Annotated in this window: 15 protein-coding genes; 8 read left to right on the top strand and 7 right to left on the bottom strand. The window is 71.4% G+C overall.

The window, feature by feature from the left end; all coding sequences use genetic code 11:
- Nucleotides 1-68: 68 nt before the first annotated feature.
- On the top strand, nucleotides 69-2,441 hold the full coding sequence (locus GA0070215_RS02565; protein ID WP_091041372.1) for a glycoside hydrolase family 65 protein: 2,373 nt from the start codon (nucleotides 69-71) through the stop codon (nucleotides 2,439-2,441).
- Nucleotides 2,442-2,480: 39 nt separating this feature from the next.
- Here the strand turns inward: GA0070215_RS02565 and GA0070215_RS02560 are convergent, their stop codons facing one another.
- Nucleotides 2,481-2,774 (bottom strand): hypothetical protein, encoded by a 294-nt coding sequence (locus GA0070215_RS02560; RefSeq protein WP_026267878.1) that lies wholly within the window; start codon nucleotides 2,772-2,774, stop codon nucleotides 2,481-2,483.
- On the opposite strand from GA0070215_RS02560, the gene GA0070215_RS02555 reads away from it, so the two are divergent.
- Nucleotides 2,761-2,961: a hypothetical protein gene (locus GA0070215_RS02555; RefSeq protein ID WP_018785424.1), complete on the top strand. Its 201-nt coding sequence runs from the start codon at nucleotides 2,761-2,763 to the stop codon at nucleotides 2,959-2,961. The genes GA0070215_RS02560 and GA0070215_RS02555 overlap by 14 nt on opposite strands.
- On the opposite strand, the gene GA0070215_RS02550 is transcribed toward GA0070215_RS02555, so the two are convergent.
- A complete protein-coding gene (locus GA0070215_RS02550) occupies nucleotides 2,954-6,226 on the bottom strand; it encodes a helicase HerA domain-containing protein (RefSeq protein WP_091041370.1) in 3,273 nt (1,090 codons plus the stop codon). The two genes, GA0070215_RS02555 and GA0070215_RS02550, sit on opposite strands and share 8 nt — an antisense overlap.
- The gene (locus GA0070215_RS02545; RefSeq protein WP_091041367.1) at nucleotides 6,223-6,879 is read right to left on the bottom strand and encodes a hypothetical protein; all 657 of its coding nucleotides are present in this window, start codon (nucleotides 6,877-6,879) and stop codon (nucleotides 6,223-6,225) included. Before GA0070215_RS02545 ends, GA0070215_RS02550 begins: the two co-directional genes overlap by 4 nt.
- Between GA0070215_RS02545 and GA0070215_RS28335 the strand changes: the two genes are divergently transcribed.
- From GA0070215_RS28335 to GA0070215_RS28620, 5 genes are all read left to right on the top strand, one after another.
- Nucleotides 6,878-7,039 carry a hypothetical protein gene (locus GA0070215_RS28335; protein WP_018785421.1) on the top strand — a complete coding sequence of 54 codons (162 nt, stop codon included), beginning with the start codon at nucleotides 6,878-6,880 and terminating at the stop codon, nucleotides 7,037-7,039. The two genes, GA0070215_RS02545 and GA0070215_RS28335, sit on opposite strands and share 2 nt — an antisense overlap.
- A 65-nt stretch (nucleotides 7,040-7,104) precedes the next feature.
- On the top strand, nucleotides 7,105-7,584 hold the full coding sequence (locus tag GA0070215_RS02540) for a CU044_2847 family protein (protein WP_231394747.1): 480 nt from the start codon (nucleotides 7,105-7,107) through the stop codon (nucleotides 7,582-7,584).
- 15 nt (nucleotides 7,585-7,599) lie between these two features.
- Nucleotides 7,600-11,706: a trypsin-like serine protease gene (locus GA0070215_RS02535; protein ID WP_091041365.1), complete on the top strand. Its 4,107-nt coding sequence runs from the start codon at nucleotides 7,600-7,602 to the stop codon at nucleotides 11,704-11,706.
- Nucleotides 11,707-12,097: 391 nt separating this feature from the next.
- Nucleotides 12,098-13,099, top strand: a complete 1,002-nt coding sequence (locus GA0070215_RS02530) for a sodium:calcium antiporter (protein ID WP_196806700.1) — start codon at nucleotides 12,098-12,100, stop codon at nucleotides 13,097-13,099.
- 20 nt (nucleotides 13,100-13,119) lie between these two features.
- Nucleotides 13,120-13,440 carry a hypothetical protein gene (locus GA0070215_RS28620; RefSeq protein WP_091041362.1) on the top strand — a complete coding sequence of 107 codons (321 nt, stop codon included), beginning with the start codon at nucleotides 13,120-13,122 and terminating at the stop codon, nucleotides 13,438-13,440.
- Between the two features lie 172 nt (nucleotides 13,441-13,612).
- Here GA0070215_RS28620 and GA0070215_RS02520 read toward each other — a convergent pair whose 3' ends face one another.
- The 4 genes from GA0070215_RS02520 to GA0070215_RS02505 all read right to left on the bottom strand — a co-directional run bounded on the left by GA0070215_RS02520 (nucleotide 13,613) and on the right by GA0070215_RS02505 (nucleotide 16,466).
- Nucleotides 13,613-14,659 carry a hypothetical protein gene (locus GA0070215_RS02520; protein WP_018785415.1) on the bottom strand — a complete coding sequence of 349 codons (1,047 nt, stop codon included), beginning with the start codon at nucleotides 14,657-14,659 and terminating at the stop codon, nucleotides 13,613-13,615.
- Nucleotides 14,659-15,159, bottom strand: coding sequence for a SigE family RNA polymerase sigma factor (locus tag GA0070215_RS02515; RefSeq protein WP_018785414.1), 501 nt, complete (start codon nucleotides 15,157-15,159; stop codon nucleotides 14,659-14,661). Before GA0070215_RS02515 ends, GA0070215_RS02520 begins: the two co-directional genes overlap by 1 nt.
- Before the next feature lie 387 nt (nucleotides 15,160-15,546).
- On the bottom strand, nucleotides 15,547-16,077 hold the full coding sequence (locus GA0070215_RS02510) for a DUF6036 family nucleotidyltransferase (RefSeq protein WP_036345383.1): 531 nt from the start codon (nucleotides 16,075-16,077) through the stop codon (nucleotides 15,547-15,549).
- Nucleotides 16,074-16,466, bottom strand: coding sequence for a hypothetical protein (locus GA0070215_RS02505; protein WP_051090462.1), 393 nt, complete (start codon nucleotides 16,464-16,466; stop codon nucleotides 16,074-16,076). The genes GA0070215_RS02510 and GA0070215_RS02505 overlap by 4 nt, the downstream gene beginning before the upstream one ends.
- A gap of 457 nt (nucleotides 16,467-16,923) precedes the next feature.
- Here GA0070215_RS02505 and GA0070215_RS02500 point away from each other — a divergent pair.
- A partial coding sequence (locus GA0070215_RS02500; protein ID WP_208600272.1) for a transposase domain-containing protein occupies nucleotides 16,924-17,141 on the top strand: 218 nt, incomplete at its 3' end.

Here is a 17,141-nt window from a genome sequence, read left to right as displayed (position 1 = left end):
CAGTTTCAGCCACCTCCCAGCCGGGTCTGGTTCGGTGGCGGTCCAGGCTTCGGACTCGGGAGGGGCACGTGTCGCACGGCGACGACGGATGGCGGATCCGGCGTACCAGCGCGGACCTGGACCGGCTGGGCGAGACGGAATCCGTCTTCACACTCGCCAACGGCTGGGTGGGCTGGCGGGCGACGCTCGACGAGGGCGAGCCCTGCGGCATGCCCGGCAGCTACCTCAACGGGTTCCACGAGCAGCACGAGCTGATCTACCCGGAGAGCGGGTACGCGTTCCCGGAACGCAGCGACACCGTGATCAGCGCGCCGAACGCCGCCCTGATCCGGCTCTGGGTCGACGACGAGCCACTCGACCTGCGCACCGGCACGATCCGGCGGCACCACCAGGAACTGGATCTGCGCGCCGGGGTGGTCCGCCGGGAGACCGAGTGGGTCTCGCCGGGCGGCCGGGGCGTGCGGATTCGCAGCACCCGCCTGGTCTCGCTCACCCGCCGTCCGGTCGCCGCGCTCGACTGGACGGTCGAGCCGCTGGACGAGCCGGTCCGGCTGCGGGTCGGCGCCGACCTGCTCGCCAACCAGCGGGTGCCGGAACGCGCCGACGACCCCCGGGCCGCCTCGGTGATCCACGACCCGCTCACCGGCGAGATCCGCCGCGACGACGGCCTCGACGGTGTGCTCGTGCACCGCACCGGGCGCAGCCGCCAGCGGGTCGCCGTGGCGGTCGCGCACCGGGTCGAGGCGGCCGACGAGGTCGCCACCGACACCGAACTGACCGCCGACCGGTTCCGGCTGGCGCTGTCCGGCCCGGTACGCCCCGGCGAGCGGATCCGGGTCACCCGGTTCGCCGCCCACGAGTACACGGGCGTCGACGGCACCCCGGCCGGCGAACTGGCCGAACTGGTCGTCGCGGAGGCGGCCACGGCCCGCGACGACGGGTTCGACGCGCTGCTCGCCGAGCAGCGCGCCGCGCTCGACGCGGCATGGGCCACCGCCGACGTCGAGCTGGACGGCGACCCGGAGCTGCAGCTCGCGGTGCGGTTCTCCGTGTTCCACCTGCTCCAGTCCGGCCGCGCCGACGGCGACCGGACCATCCCGGCCAAGGGGCTGACCGGCAACGGCTACGACGGGCACGTGCTCTGGGACACCGAGGGCTACGTGCTGCCGGTGCTGACGTACCTGGCACCGGAACTGGCCCGCTCGGCGCTGCGCTGGCGGCACGCCCACCTGCCCGAGGCCCGCGACCGCGCGGCCGAGCTGCGCCTGACCGGTGCCACCTACCCGTGGCGGACGCTCAGCGGCCGGGAGTGCTCCGGCTACTGGCCGGCCGGCAGCGCGGGCCTGCACGTCAACGCCGACATCGCCGACGCGGTGCTGCGGTACGTCGCCACCACCGGCGACACCGCGTTCCTCGCCGAGTGCGGGGCCGAGGTGCTGATCGAGACCGCCCGGCTGTGGCACGGCTACGGCCACTTCGACGACGACGGCGCGTTCCACCTGACCGGCGTCACCGGCCCGGACGAGTACTCCGCGCTGGTGGACGACAACGTCTTCACCAACCTCATGGCCCGGCGCAACCTGCGCGGCGCCGCCGACGCCGTCCAGGACTGCCCGGAGGTGGCCGCGCGGCTCGGCGTCGACGCCGCCGAGGTGGCCGGCTGGCGGGCTGCCGCCGACGCGATGTCCGTCCCCTACGACGGCAAGCGCGGCGTGCACGAGCAGTCGGCCGGATTCACCGCACAACCGGAGTGGGACTTCGCCGGCACCGGTGAGGACGACTACCCGCTGCTGCTGCACTTCCCCTACCTGGAGCTGTACCGCAAGCAGGTGGTCAAGCAGGCCGACCTGGTGCTGGCCATGCTGCGCTGTCCGGGGGATTTCACCGCCGAGGAGAAGACGCGCAACGTCGCCTACTACCAGGCGCGGACCGTCCGGGACTCGTCGCTGTCGGCGTCCGCGCAGGCGATCCTCGCCGCCGAGGTCGGGCACCTCGACCTGGCGTACGACCTGTTCGCCGAGACGGCGTTGCAGGATCTCGCCGACCTCGGCGACAAGACCGCCGACGGGCTGCACCTCGCGTCCCTGGCCGGCGCCTGGCTGGTGGTGGCGCAGGGCTTCGGCGGGCTGCGCGACGACCGGGGTGTGCTCTCCTTCGAGCCGCGGCTACCCGGGCCGATCGCCCGGCTGGTGTTCCACCTGCGCCGGCACGGGCAGCGGCTGCGGGTCACGCTCACCGGGCGCCAGGCCCGCTACGAGCTGCCGGACGCCGGTCCGGGCGACGCGGTGGAGCTGTGGCACCACGGCGAACAGCTCCGCGTCACCGGCGACGGGCCGGTCACCCGGCCGATGCCACAGGTGCCCGACCCCGGTCCCGAGGCGCAGTCCCCGCCCGGCCGACGTCCGCAACGGCGCGCTCAGGACACGGCGGGCGACGACTGAGCCCGGCCGGCCGGACATCCGGGCGACGACCCGCCGTCGTCAGTCCAGGCCGCCGTGCGCGGCCCACAGCGCGGCGGCCCGGTCGGCCGCCGCCGCCACGAGCGCGGCCAGCTCCGGCCGGTCAGGCACCCGGAACGACACGTACGCGCCCCGTCCACCCGCAGTGGGCCGACCGTACGCCTTCGCGGCGAGGCGACCGTCCGGCAGCAGCCTGATGTTGAGCGTGGTCAGGGTGAACTCCTCGCCGCGCCGGGTGTCGGTCCAGCGCAACTCCTCCGGCACCGTCACGTTGATGGCGAGGGCACTGACGCCTGGGGAGGTGGCGCTGCTCATCCGGCGATCGTCTCACAATCGCTGGCTCACCGACTTCACCTACGTCGCCGACGCGATGTCCGCGCAACTCGGCAGCGACGCCGTCGCACTCCTGCCGCCGGCGGCCGGCACCCTGCTGCTGACCGGGTACGCGCTGGCCGCCGCCGCGATCGCCGTGGTCGTTCCGATGCGCCGCGACGTCACCTGACCGTCGCCAGCTGGACGATCTCCTCGGCGGTCAGCGGGCTGCGGGGATGGTGGGTCAGGCACATCGGCGCCTGCATCTTGACGAACCGGGCACCCTCCACGGTGGCGTAGAACTGGCCGGTACGCAGCTTGCCGATTTCCGGGACGTCGGTGCCCTTCGCTCTGGCCACGTCCCGGGCGGCCTCGATCTGCACCGGCACGGTGAGTAGGCCGAAGAACTGCGTGGCGGCGTTGCCGGGGATCTGGTTGTGCAGTGCCTTCGGCGCCTGGGTGGCGAAGACCAGCCCCAGCCCGTACTTGCGGGCCTGCGAGGTCAGCGCGAGCGTGCTCTGGGTGCAGGCGGTCACGGCACCGGACGGGGCCAGTGTCTGCGCCTCGTCCATGACGAAGAGTCCACCGAGTGGCCGGTCCCCGGCCGGATGGCGTTTGATCCAGGTGAACAGGGCGAGCTGCAACTGGTTGACGAAGCTCTGCCGCTGACTCTCCTCGGACAGCCCGGCGAGGTTGATCACCGAGACCCGGGCACGGCGACCGGGTGGCGGGGTGAGCAGTTCGCCCGGGTCGACAGGCTCTCCGACGCCGCCCAGGAGAGGATCGTTTATCAGGGCGGCCTTGAGCAGCTGTGCCATGCCGGCGGCCAGCTTGGGCGCGCTGTCGAGCTGACTCACCCCGTCCGGGAGGTCGTTGAGGACGTCGGTGAACTCACGCAGGTCGCTTGCGCCGCTGCGGGCGTAACCGATCAGCGCCTCGCGCAGCACGGCGCGGCCTAGCCGGGCCTTGTCGGTCCCGCCGTCCACCCGGGCGTGCGGGGCGAGCGTGGCGACGGCGGCGTTTACCGCCGAGGTGAACCCGTCCGGGTCGTCGAGCACGTCGGCGAAGGCCGGCAACGGCTGGAAGGTCAGCGGCCGACCGGCCTGCCGTCCCGGCGTCCAGACGACGACGTCGGTGCCGGCCAGGTATTCCGCCGCGCGGCGGGCGTCGTCGGCGCCCCAGCCCGGCGGCGGCTCGGGCCAGGCCTCGCCGAGCCGGGCCAGGTCGTTGTTGGGGTCGAGCACGATGGCCGACACGCCGCGCAGGGCGCACTCCTCGATCAGGCGGCGGATCAGGACGGTCTTGCCGGAGCCGGAGCCGGCGAAGATGACAGTGTGCCGGCGCAGCGCTTCGAGGTCGATGCCGACCGGGTCCGGCCGCCCGGTGACCGTGCCGATCTCCATCCGCTCCGGGTCGATGCCCGCCACCGGCGGCAGGGGGGCGATCATCGGTGGAACCGGCCCGGAACCGGCGGAGCGCGGCGCGGGGACGGGACCGGCGGAGCGCGGCGCAGCGGTGACCGGCGGCGGCGTCCCGACCGGGGGCCGCTCCGGCATCTCCTCTGGCCGCTCCTCGGTCCGGACGGCTTCCGGTGCGCCCGGCCAGTCGCCCAGCGCCTCCCGCAGACAGGTGATGTCGGACGCCGGCCGGCGATCGGCGAACCAGGGCCGCAGCGTCTCCCGCCCGTAGTCCTGGACGAGTTGTTCGAGCGCGGCCAGCCGGGCGACGTCTGGCGCGTCCAGGGGAAGCCTCCGACCGCCGGCCCGCTCGAACGCGTCCAGCACCTCCCGGGTACGGGCGCCGGTCGACCAATCCGCGCTGCGCAACAGGAAGAGCCGTCGTTTGGCGACCCCCTCGGTGAGTCCGGCGGTCGTGATCGCGTTGCGGATCCGGTTGAGCACCGCGATGTGATGCGGTGCGGAAATGGCCCGGAACGACCAGTGCTCCTCGTCCTCGCTGTCCTCACTCAGGCTGTGCCGTAGCCGTGCGTGCAGCGCCGGCTTGGTCCCGGCGGGGATCGGGTCGAGGCTGAACGCCTCGACGGCCGCGCCCTGCGCGGCGATCCACGCGGTCAGGCCGGCTTCGAGCAGGCGCGGGACGCGGACATCCTCCGACTGCGGGGACAGGGCGGAGGCGGTGTCGGCGGCGGCGACCAGCTCCGCGTACCGGGCGTCGATCTTGGTGAACCCGTTCGCCCGGTTCTCCGGCGGCGGCCCGGTGACCGGGGCGTGGACGAGCCCGTCGGCGGCGCGATCGCCGCTCGCGTGCAGCAGGTGCCGCAGCTCCCGCGCCTCGCCGTCGGCCAGGCAGGCCCGGACGTGGGTGTCGATCCGCCGCAGCAGTTCACGCGGGGTGAAGCCGACGACCTCCTGGAACGCGTCCGGGTGGACCGGCCAGGTGGGATGGGGCGGCGTGAACCCGAGGCCGTCGAAGAGCACGGCGAACCGCTTCTCGACCAGCTCGCGGCCCACCTCGACGGACGGGATCTCCTTGAGCGGGGCAGCCTCCCGGAACCGGTCCTGGACGGTGTCAGTCGCCTGCTGCTGGATGCTGCGCCACGTCTGCGGGAGGCAGGAGACGACGGACAGGGTCCGGCGCGTGGTTTCGCGCAGCGCCATCAGGCCGCTGGCGACCTGTTCGAGCAGGAGCGACGTCTGCCAGTCCGCCTCGCCCCGGGCGTCCTGGTTGGTCGCCTTCACGGACTGGGCGATCATCAGGTCGATCTGGTCCACCGCGATCACCGTCGGGCCGACGACGGCGAGCAGCCGGGAGATGTCCCGTACCACCTCCTGGGGAGCCCGTCGGTTGCGCCGCAGCCCCCACCCGGCCCGCTGGCCGGGCTCCTCCTCGTCCATCGAGGACAGGAAGTCGTAGCCGATGTCCTGCACCGCGGACTGCTCGGCCGCGTAGAGCACCAGTGCCCGAGCGGTGTCCTGACACTCCGTGCCGATCTGCCGGTCCTTCTTGCGGATCAGGTCGGCGAACGCGTCGAGCGTCGGACGGCTGAGCTCGGTCTCGCCGGCGACCGCGCGTCGTACCGTCCGGGGTGCCCCCACCTCGTCGGCCAGCCGGCGCAGGAACGTCCGTAGCTGGGTCGTCTCGTCCGGCATCGGCCGGACCAGGCCCTCCAGCATCGAGATCGCGGTGCGTTGCCAGAACGTCCGGGCCTCGAGCAGCTCGACCAGGAAGAAGAACCCGCCGCGGCCCTGTACCTGCTGGCGGACCGTACCGATGAGGTGGGTCTTGCCGGTGCCGCGCTGGCCGAGGACGGCCACGCCCACCGGACTGGAGTCGGTGCTGGCCTGGGCCTCCGCGAAGCTGTCCAGCACCGTCGTGACGACGTCGCGGTGCAGGCCCGCCACGTGGAACGGTGTGGGTTTCCAGACGTCGTCCGGGGTCGGCGCCCAGTTGAACCTCAGCGCCGTCAGGGCGCGGCGTTGCTCGTCACCGATCATGACGAGATGGCGACCAGATGCTTGTCCTGGTTGCCGATGGTCACCGCCGCCGCCCGCTCCTGCGGCTTCAGCACCTTCTGGTTGGACTCGGGCACGAGGTGCACGCCGCGCTCCCGGTTGAGCGTCAGGAGCGCGGCGTCGAACTCGGGGCGGGACAGGTCGGAGAGGGCGTCGCGAAGATCGGCCAGCATGACGTAGTCACCGGGCTTGGCGGCCAGATCGTGGTAAGCCTGCCGGATCAGCGTGACCGCGTCCGCGGCCGGGGACGCCGACGACGCCACCGGCGGTGCGACTACCTCGTCCCGGTTGATCTGCATCCGGAACAGGTCGTCGGCGCGGGTTCCGGAGTGGTCGATCAGCCGGCGCAGGAAGTCGAGCGCGACGTAGAGGGTGCCGCCGGCGGTACCGGCGCCCTTCGGCGGCTCCGCGCCCAGCTCGCCGGTGGCGCGATCCCATCCCTTGTCGGTGAGCGCCAGCGTGATCGGCTTCTCCGTGACCTCGATCAGGCCGAGCGACTGAAGTCGACGGCGGTGATCCGCTTTCAGCCCGATGCCGGCGACATTGGTGAAGTAGGTCTGCGGCAATGGCGCCGCCTTCACCATCAGCGTGACAAGAATGCACCGGTCGACGAGGGTCAGTTCCTTTTCCGGCATGCGGATGCTCCTCTGCGGCACGAGCTCTCACCGCGTCGACGGTGTGATCGAAGGCTCGGAAGGGGTGGCCATGATCGAGGTGAGCAACGGGGACGGCCCCGGCGCACGGGCCGATTCTGCCGACGGCGTCCGGCTCGCGCAAGGTCACCGATCCGGCTGACGAAAGCCGACACGGCCGGACGGTGGATCTCCAATGGTCCTGCGTGGACCGTCCGATTGAAACGCATGTTCGGCCGCTTCGGCTCGGTTCGTGGACCTGACCATTGCGAAGTGACAAGGACAACGGGCAGCATGGCAGACCGGCGAGAGGGCCGGAGTTTCTGCTCCGCCGCGACCCTCCCGCCTGTTCTCCTGAAATACGTCACGGAGGTGACCGTGCAGTCTGAGGTGGTCCGCTACCAGGTCGACGACGAAACGGTTGCCCTGATCGAAGTCGAACCGACGCCCGGATTCCAGCCCGCCGGCTTCGGCGACGTCGCCGGCTGGGTACGCGAATCCGCGGCGCCGGCGGTCGCCGCCGCCCGGGAATTGCTGGAACAGGTCAAGACCGTCTCTCCCGACGCGGTGGAGGTGCGCTTCGGGATCAAAGCCACCGGTACGGCGAGCTGGGTGGTGGCAAAGGCGACCGGAGAGGCGAACTTCGAGGTCACACTCGCCTGGCAGCCGGAGGGCCCCACCGACCGCGGTGCCGGCCCACGGCGCTGACGGACGGATCGGCCCGTGACAACGGCCCCGGACGAGTGCTCGTGGGCGGTGGCCCTGCACCGTGAGGCGGACCCGCACAAGGCGCTCGGCACCGGCATCGTCATCGCCACCAACCTGGTGCTCACCTGCCACCATGTGGCGTTCACCGCCGACGGCACCCTCCGCGCCGATCTCACCGTCGCCTTTCCGCGCGCACCCAAGGTCGCCTACTTCGACCGGCGCAAGGTCCGGCAGTGCCGGCACGACGGCATGCGGGAGGCGTACGTCGATCTGGTCGTCCTCGAACTGGTCGAGCCGGTGCCGGCGACCGTCACGCCGGCCCGGCTGCGCTGCCTCGCCCCCCAACCGCTGCTCGACCGTCCCTTCTGGGCGTACGGCTTCCCGGCCGGAGTGGTCGGCGGCCTCCAGGCGACCGGCTCCGTCGTCGAAGCCGGCGGGTACGGCCTCGTGACCATCGACAGCGGCGCCGCCGGGCCGCTCAGCAAGGGGTTCAGCGGCGGCGCCCTGTGGTCCCCGGAGTATCAGGCGGTGGTCGGCGTCGTCGTCACGGCCGACGGCAAGGGCAAGGGTCAGGCCGTCACCCTGCACCACGCCGACGAGCAGGTGCCGGCCATGACGTTGGGCGCGTTGTCGGCCTGGCGCGTCGAAGACGCCGACGACGCCGCCCTCTCGGCCTGGGGGTGGACGTTGAGCACCGACGGTGAGGCCGGCCGGCACTGGCTGCCCCGGGCGCGGGGCGTCGCCGTGGACACCGAGGGTGGTGCGCGGTTCCGGGGGCGTTCGGCCGCGCTCCGGCGGATCGTCGACTTCATCGACGGGGAGGCGCCCGTGACCGGGCCGCTGATCGTCACCGGCTCACCCGGGGTCGGTAAGTCCGCCGTCCTGGGACGCGTCGTGACGACGGCCGACCAGCAGATCCGGGACAGCCTGCCGGGCGGCGACACCGCCGTCCGGGCCACCGTCGGCTCGGTGTCCTGCGCCGTGCACGCCAAGGGCAAGACCGCGCTCGAGGTGGCGGTGGAGATCGCACGGGCCGCCGCCGTCGACCTGCCGGCCGCGCCGGCCGACCTGATGCCGGCGGTACGTGACCGGCTGGCGAGTCGTCCGGCTCGCTTCGCGCTCGTCATCGACGCGCTGGACGAGACGGCCGACCCCGGCCAGGCGCGGCAGGTCGTCGACGACCTCCTGCTGCCGCTGGCCCGGGAGTGCGGCCGGTACGGCGCCCGGGTGGTCGTCGGCACCCGGCGCGGCGACGACCGGGGCGACCTCATCTCCTGCTTCGGTGGCCCCGTCGAGCTGGTGGATCTGGACACGCCCGAATACTTCGCCGAGGCCGATCTGGTGAACTACGCCCTGGCGACCCTGCGGCTGCTCGGCGCGGAACGGCCGGGCAGTCCGTACAATGATCCGGCTGCGGCTGCCCCGCTGGCCCGCCGCATCGCCGAGCTGGCGAAGGGAAACTTCCTGGTGGCCGGTCTCGTCGCCCGGGCACACGCGCTGCGCGACATCGCGCCGGTCGACCCGGCCTCGGTGTCGTTCACCGCCACAGTGGCCCATGCGCTCGACTCCTACCTGGCCGGGTTGCCGGCCGCCGGCTCGGCCTCCGCCCGGCTCGCTCTCACCGCCCTGGCGTACGCCGAGACGCCGGGGCTGCCGCTGCCGCTCTGGCGGACCGCGGTGACGGCGCTCGGCGGCGGCGCGGTCACCGAGGACGAACTCCTCGCGTTCGCCCGTACGTCGGCGGCGAACTTCCTGGTCGAGACCGGTGGCGGCAGCCAGCCCGCGTACCGCCTGTTCCACCAGGCCCTCAACGACGCGTTACTGGCCGGGGTGACCCGCCGGGACGACCAGCGACGGCTGGTCGCCGCCTGGACGGACCTGGCGGCCGAGGTGGGATGGGCCTCCGTGCCGGACTACCTGCGGCGCTCGCTGCCCCAGCACGCCTCCCGGGCCGGGCTCGTGGAACGGCTCCTCGCCGACGAGGGCTACCTTCTGCACGCGCACCTGGAGCGGTTGCTCTCGGTCGTCGACGTGGAGAGACCGCTGGGACCGCTGTCCCGATCACGGGTGCGGCTGCTGCACCGCACGCCCCTCGCGGTCGCGGCGGCGCCGGCGGAGCGCGCCGCTCTCTTCTCGGTGGTCGACCGGCTCGACGGGTTGGACAGCGGGATCGAGGCCGACGCCGCGCCGTACCGCGCACGCTGGGCGCACACCCCGCCCCGGCAGGAGCGCAGCGTGCTGGACGGGCATTCGCAGGCCGTCTACGACGTGGCGGCCGTCGAGCTGGAAGAGCGGTGGTTGCTCGCATCCGCCGGGGACGACGGCACGGTCCGGCTCTGGGATCCGTTGACCAACCAGGCCGTGGCGGTCTTCACCTGTCACGACGACACGATCCGCGGGCTGTGTGCCGTCCGCACCGGGGCCGGCGAAACGCTGATCGCCACCGCCAGCCACGACGGGACCGTCGGCCTCTGGGATCCGCGTACCGGTCAGCGCCGGCACGAACTGCGCGGGCACGACGACTGGGTCCGCAACATCTGCGTCATCCCGTTGCCGGACGGCGACCTGCTCGCCTCCGCAGGCGACGATCGGACGGTCCGGATCTGGGATCCGGTGACCGGGACGCAGCGCGGTGCGTTGACCGGGCACTCGGGCTGGGTGACCGCCGTGACGTACGTCCCGGCGGGCGGCCGGCACCTGCTCGCCTCCACCGGTTTCGACGGTGTGGTACGGGTCTGGGAGCCGACATGCGACACGCGCCCGACGCTGACCCTCACCGGACACGTCGGCTGGGTGACCACCCTCTACGCCGTTCGTGCGCCGGGCGGCACGTTGCTCGCCTCGGCCGGCTACGACGGAACGGTCCGGCTCTGGGATCCACAGAGCGGCGAATGCGTCCACGTCCTGGAAACCGGCGGACCCGTCACCGATCTCTGCACGGTCGAGGTCGACGGGGGCTGCCTGCTCGTGTCGACGGGTGAGGACGGGCTCATTCGTGTCTGGGACGTGCCGACCTGGACCAGCCGGCCGAGCCTGCGGGGACACGCGAGCTGGATCCGTGCGGTCTGCGAGCTACGTACGGCGAAGGACCGGATGTTGGCGACGGCGGGTGACGACGGCACGGTGCGGCTGTGGGACCCGGCCGGCGGCCGACCCGACACGGTCGCCGAGCGGGCCCGGCTCGGGCCCGTGCACAGCCTCTGCCCGGTCCCTGACGAGCGACCGGGTCTGGTCGCGTCCGGCGGTGCCGACGGCCGGGTGCGGATCTGGGACGCCGCCACGGGCGAGCGTGTGGAGGAGATCCCGACTCCCGGAGGGCCGGTCAACGCGATGTGCGCGGTCGACGACGTCGAGGAGCCACTGCTCGTCACCGCGCAGGACGACAACACGGTCGGGACGTGGAGTGTGCGGCACGGCGCTCAGCTGGGGTCGATGACCGAGCACCACGCCCCGGTGGCGGCGGTCTGCCCGATCGTCATCGGTGGTGAGACGCTCGTCGCGTCGGCCGGCGACGACCAGGCCATCCGGCTCTGGCACCCGCAGACCGGTGTCGTCCGGGCGGTCCTGCTCGGGCACGTCACCCGCGCCTGGGTGACCGCCCTCGCGACGGTCCGGTGGCCCAGCGTGGCGGCGCTCGCGTCGGCCGACAAGAGCGGCACGGTGATGCTGTGGGGCGGCGGTGACACGCCGGTGTGGACCCGGCAGGGACACCAGGATGCGGTCACCGCGCTCTGCGGCCTCGTCGTTACGGGTCGCCGGATGCTGGCGTCGGCCAGCGCCGATCACACGATCCGTCTGTGGGACGCCGAGTGGGGCGAGCCTGTGGGCGTGTTCACCGGCCACACGGCTGCGGTCACCGGGTTGAGCCTGGTGCACGTCGGTGGCCGGGATCTGCTCGCCTCGACCAGCCGGGACCGGACGGTGCGGATCTGGGATCCGTCCACCGGGCGGGCAGTGCACACCATCCCCGTCTATCACCCGGCGCTCACCTGCTGCACGGTCGGCGGAATGTTGCTGGTCGGCCTTGACCAGGGCCTGCTGGCGTTGGACGTGGGTGGTCAGAGCGACCTGCCACCCGAGGCCGCAGACCGTGCGGCCGCTCGGGTGGCGGTGCGCTGCTGATCGGCGTCGCCGCTGGTCAGGGGCGCAGTACGTCGCGCCCGTGTCGGCGAACTTCGCCCTCGGGCTCGGCGAGTCGGGATAGGCCCAGCTCTTCAGCGAGACATCCTCAAGCGGCGGCCGAGGCCGGAGATCCGGCGGTGAGCCCAGCGGCCAGGACGGCGAGGACCGTGAACGGGACAGCAGCGTCGAGGCGTTCATCCGGATGCTTACCTCCCCGTGGCGGCACCCGTGTCGGCACCGGCGGGCGTCAACGTAGCGATGGGAACGCCTGCCGCGGGAACCCGTTTCGCCGTGCCAAAGTCCCGTCGGTCGGGTACGGGTAGAGCATGATCTCCGCATACAGGCCGACTACCGGCGGCAACTCGTGACGGCCGCCGGCACCTGGCCCCTCGTGCCCAGCGTGATCGCGCTGCTCGCCGCGCTGGTGGCGATTCTGTTCGCCGGCGGGGCGCTGGCCCGGACGGCAGACGAGCTGGCGGACCGGACCGGCATGGGCGAGGCGGTGGCCGGTGCCCTGCTGCTCGGTGCGGTGACCTCGCTACCCGGCATCGCCACCACGATCATCGGTTCGGTGCGACAGGACGCCGAGTTCGCCCTCGCCAACCCGATCGGTGGCATCGCGGTGCAGACGGTGTGGCTGGCCATCGCCGACCTGCTCTACCGCCGGTCCAACATCGAACACGCGGCCGCGTCACTGGAGAACGTGCTGCAGTCACTCGTCCTGGTGGCGTTGCTCTGCCTGCCTGTGGTGGCGTACGCGACGCCCGACCTCACCGTCCTGTGGGTGCACCCGGCGTCCCTGTTGATACCCGTGATCTACCTGTACGGTCTGGTGCTGCTTCGCCGCCTCCGCCGCGAACCGATGTGGATCGCCCGCCGCACCGCGGACACCCGGCAGGACGTGCCGGCCCCGACGCCGTCGGACGTGAGCCTCCGCCGGCTGTGGTTCCGGCTGGCCGCACTGGCTGCCGTGGTGGCCGCCACCGGCTACCTGATCGGCCAGGGCGGACTCGGCGTGGTCGCCGCCTCAGGGCTGCCCAGCGGCTTCGTGGGCTTCACCCTGACCACGGCGATCACCTCACTACCGGAGTTGATCACCCTCATCGCGGCGATCCGCATCGGGGCGTTGACCCTCGGCATCGGCAACATCCTCGGCGGAAACGCCTTCGACTCCTTGATGATCCTGTTGGCCGACGGCACCTACCGGTCCGGGTCGATCTATTCCGAGGCGAATCTGTCGGGGTTGCTGTTCACCGGCATGACGACACTGATGACCGCCACCCTGGCGGCCGGGTTGATCATCAGAGAGCGCCGGGGAGTCGGCTTCGAGGGCATCGCCATTCCGGCCATCTACGTGGCCACCGTGGCCCTGCTGCTGATCCGGCCCGGCTGAGGCTGCGCGCGTTCGGGGCGATGGACGAGGCGGCCCTACCTCAGGACGCGGCGACCAGCGTGCTGCTGGCTGCGTCGCCGCTGCTCGAGGGTGTCACCGGCCGCTACGTCGACGACAACCAGGAGGTCGAGGTGGTGGCCGGCGGCCCGGAAGCCACCGGAGGGGTCGCCGCGAACGCGGTGCCGGTGCCCCGTTACCCCTGCCGCGAAGAGGAGCGCTGGCAGGTAGGGCTGCCGGATCGGCGGTCGCAGCGTTCAGCCTTTCTCGCCGCCGCGAACCAGAGTGAACAGCATGCGAGCCGCCATCCCTCACCTGAGCCCGGCGGTTCGCATGCAACATGAAAGTGGGCCGGAGGTACGACCATGCGAACCACCCCGCGACGATCGCCGGTGACCCGCTTCCACTCAGGTTGGCGCACCGAGCGCCACGAGGACGGCCAACGACCCCATCTATGCTGATCTCTCCCGTGTTGAGTAAACGGTGTGTGATGTTGACGTCGGCGCCGCGGCGGTGTCACCAGGTGTCGGGGTGGTCGAGGTCGAGGGCCGGCTGGTACCCGCTCAGAACTGTTAGGCCCTCCGGCTCGGTGTAGCCGTTCCCCCGACCCTTGAGGAACGCCTCGACGACGCATGGCTTGACGAGCATCTCCAGCACGTCACTGCCCTGCCGGCGTGCCCGGTAGGGCCCTGCAACGAGGTCGCCGGCCATGGGGTCGCCGCCCGGCACGCGTTGTGCCCGAACCGTCAGCCAACGACCGGATTCGTCACCTACTACCAGTGAGGCCTGATCGAAGGAGCCACGCTCCGGCCGGAGAAGCGTGACCGAGCATCCGAGCAGCCGCCCACCTGGCGGCAGCGACTGCAGGCGGAACGGCACCACGCAGCGGTGGGCGCCGTCGAACCGGACGCGACTCGCCGTGTCTGTCGCCTCGTCGTGGCCGGTCGCGTAGATGTCGAGCTGAGCCCAGAGCCCATCAACGGGTCGCCAACGAACGAACCACAGTTTCGTGTCGCCTGACGGATCGAACCAAGCAACCCCCGGGCGGCCTCCGACCCGCACATCGGTCGGCGGCTGCGGTCGCCCCGCCGACGACAACGTCTGCTGCAGCCCGTCCAGCGTCGCGGCGCTGCGCGCCAACACGAACCGGGCCTGCCCGGCTGTGCCTCGGAACTCAACGCTCTCGACCCCGCGCCCGGCGCTCCAGGTCGCGGACCAGGCACCGCTGACCAGGCTGTCGGTCGTGAAGTGCACCACGCCGGGATCGGCCCCCACGACGTCGGGCCGTGCGATGGCGCCGGGCTCGCCCGGTGCGTCCGGAAGTACGAGTGCCGTGGCCGGCATGGCCGCGCCATCGGGTGCCCGACCGGCGGGAATCACCATGACCGCCGTGGCTAGGAAGGCGCACGCTGCTGCCGCCCCCCCGGTGATCAGCCAGCGGCGACGCAGTCGAAGGCGGTGGCCGCGACGCCGGGCGTGTTCCACGATCGGCGCGGGGTCGATGTTGCCGCCCGCGTGGTGCTTGAGCGTCGTGGCGAGCTGCTGATCGAGGTCGCTGAACATCAGAGTTCTCCTCCTGTCCGGGCGGAGGCGAATGCTTCCTGCCGCTTGCGGAGTGCTGTCAGGGCCCGCTTCGCGTGGGTACGAACTGTGCCGGTCGAACAGTCCAGGATCTCGGCGATCATCGCGTCGTCAAGATCCTCGTAATAGCGCAGGACGATGACAGTGCGTTGACGCATTGGCAGAGCGCAGACGAGCCGCCACAGTGCGTCACGTTCGGTGACACCGGCGGCCTCGTCCGTAGCGTCCGGCCGATCGTCGACATCGGCGACCGAGATCTCTTGGCTGCTACGTCGGCGCCACCACGAGTGATGGGCGTTGACGAGCATCCGACGGACATACGCATCGGGTCGATCCGTTCGGGAGATACGCGTCCAGCGGACGTACGCCCTGGCGAGGACATCCTGAACCAGATCCTCGGCCCGGTGCTCGTCACCGGTAAGCAGCCGGGCGAGCCGCACCAGCGCCGAAGTGCGGGCGAACGCGTAATCCTCGAACGTCACGCCCTATTAACGCCGCAAGCCGGCCAACCCGTAGACATCCAGGGAGCACCTTGTGAAGGGAAAACCTCGGAAGGTTCGGACGCCGGGGCAGGTGTCCACTGCCTGCGCCGAGTTGTTGCTGACTACCGCGATTCGCAGGTGTAGCCGGCGCGCGGCCGCGATGACCTAGCGCCCGAGACACAACCGCCCGGCCCCAAGGGAGGGCCGGGCAGCGTGTTTCAGGAAGAGTTGGCTGTACGAATGGCTGCACTTGCAGCAAGATCAGCCAGTGTTGGTGCTGGGGGGCCGGAGGTACCACCAGGCGAACCACACCGCCACGATCGCCGGTGAGCTGTTGCCGCTGCGTTCGCGGCGTTCCCGCGCGGCGCGGGAAGCCCGATGACGGAGCTACGAGTCCTCGAAGACATCGTCGAGCACGAGTCTCGCCCGGCCTGGGATCTCCTCCTCCGGAAAGATCTCCGCGCACAGAGCGAGGACCTGCTCCGCGCTGGTCAACCCGAGGTGGTTAACCAGGAAGTGGATATCCTCGGCGTCCCTCCGTCGTGCGGCAAGCACCTTCATGGCCAACAGATGTTCCGGCGAGGCCGCCGCCACTCGCAGCCCTGGGTGGTCGAATACGCGTGGAGCCGTCGCGTCGCCTCCCGGAGCGACATAGGCGCTCGCCTGTTCGTTGAGCCACCAGTGCGGCAGGCCGAGTTCATCCGCTACCGAACGAGCCTCATCGAGCACAATGCCATGGGGTTGGAACACCGCGTCGATGTCACGGGTAGCCCGGCGGGCGTCGTAGGCCAACGCCATGGCCGCCCCGCCGAAGATGTAAAGGTCCGCGACCACACCTCGCCTCGACAGCCGGTCCCCGAGCCGGCGGAAGGCATCCTCGATCGCCGCGCGGTCCAACAGTGGATCATCAAGGCTCACGCGACGTTCAACTCCTGCGCCGACACGTACACGCCCCGACGACGGAATGCTGCTGGCGCGTGTACCACCGCATCGACACGGGCGGCACGGCTGTTGAAGGGGAACCAGAACCGCCGGAGCGACCGCGTCTCGACCCACGGCGGCGCACCCCGCCCGTCCTTGGCCGCCAAGTGCTCGGTCAATGCCGCGAGGAACACATCCCAGTGCTCGTCACCGGTGGACGCCGGTTCCTGGTCCAGCAGACCGGCGCGCATCTCGGCTGGTTCCCATCGGTACTCCTCAAGGAACTCTGCCACCAGCCGCCACCGGCGCGTCTCGTCGGATCCAACGAGCAGAGCCCCTAGGCGTGCCACCGTCAGTGGCTCGTACCTCGCGGCGCGATCCTTCATTCCCTTGACGCTAGCGCATTCGGCGGCGGATCCGTGGCCAGCCAGCCGCGTCGGGCAGCCAACCAGAGCGTCACGACGCGCTGCGATCGCCTGGTTCGCTAACAAAGATCAACTGAGTGGGCAGCCAGGGACTCGAACCCTGAATCCTGCTCGCGGCGAATGGATCATGGCGAAGCGGGCGGATCGGCGCGCTGAGCTGGGCGAACTCTGCCGTTACCTGACAGCGTTTGACGGCTCTTGTCGACCTCGTTTGTGCCCAATCTGTGCCCAACGATCTTGAGCGCTCGCGCCCGCTCAAGGCACGCCCGTCTCGGCCGTTGCGCATGACCCCCTGTAGTCGCAATGCTGCGTAGCTTAAGTTGATCTTGGGGTGTGGTCTGCGGTTGTGTGGATGCTGTCGGGTGGTGCGGCGTGGCGGGCTGCGGGCCGACGGGGTTGGCTGTTCTGATTCCGGGTCATGTCGGTGGATGCGGTGGTGCGGCCGGACCAGGTCACGCTCGGGGTGTTGATCTCGCGGGTGTCGCGGGAGGAGGTCGACGCCGCGGTCGAGGTGTGTGGGGTGCGGGAGCGGCGGTCGGACGGGAAGTTGCCGGCGCATGTGGCCGTGTATCTGACGTTGGGGCTGGCGTTGTTCCCCGATGATGACTACACCGAGGTGGCGGCCCGGGTCACGGG

The sequence above is a fragment of the Micromonospora marina genome, from assembly GCF_900091565.1.
Taxonomy (GTDB): domain Bacteria; phylum Actinomycetota; class Actinomycetes; order Mycobacteriales; family Micromonosporaceae; genus Micromonospora; species Micromonospora marina.
The sequence above is the reverse complement of the archived record's forward strand: the minus strand, read 5'-3'. Positions and strand labels throughout refer to the sequence as shown.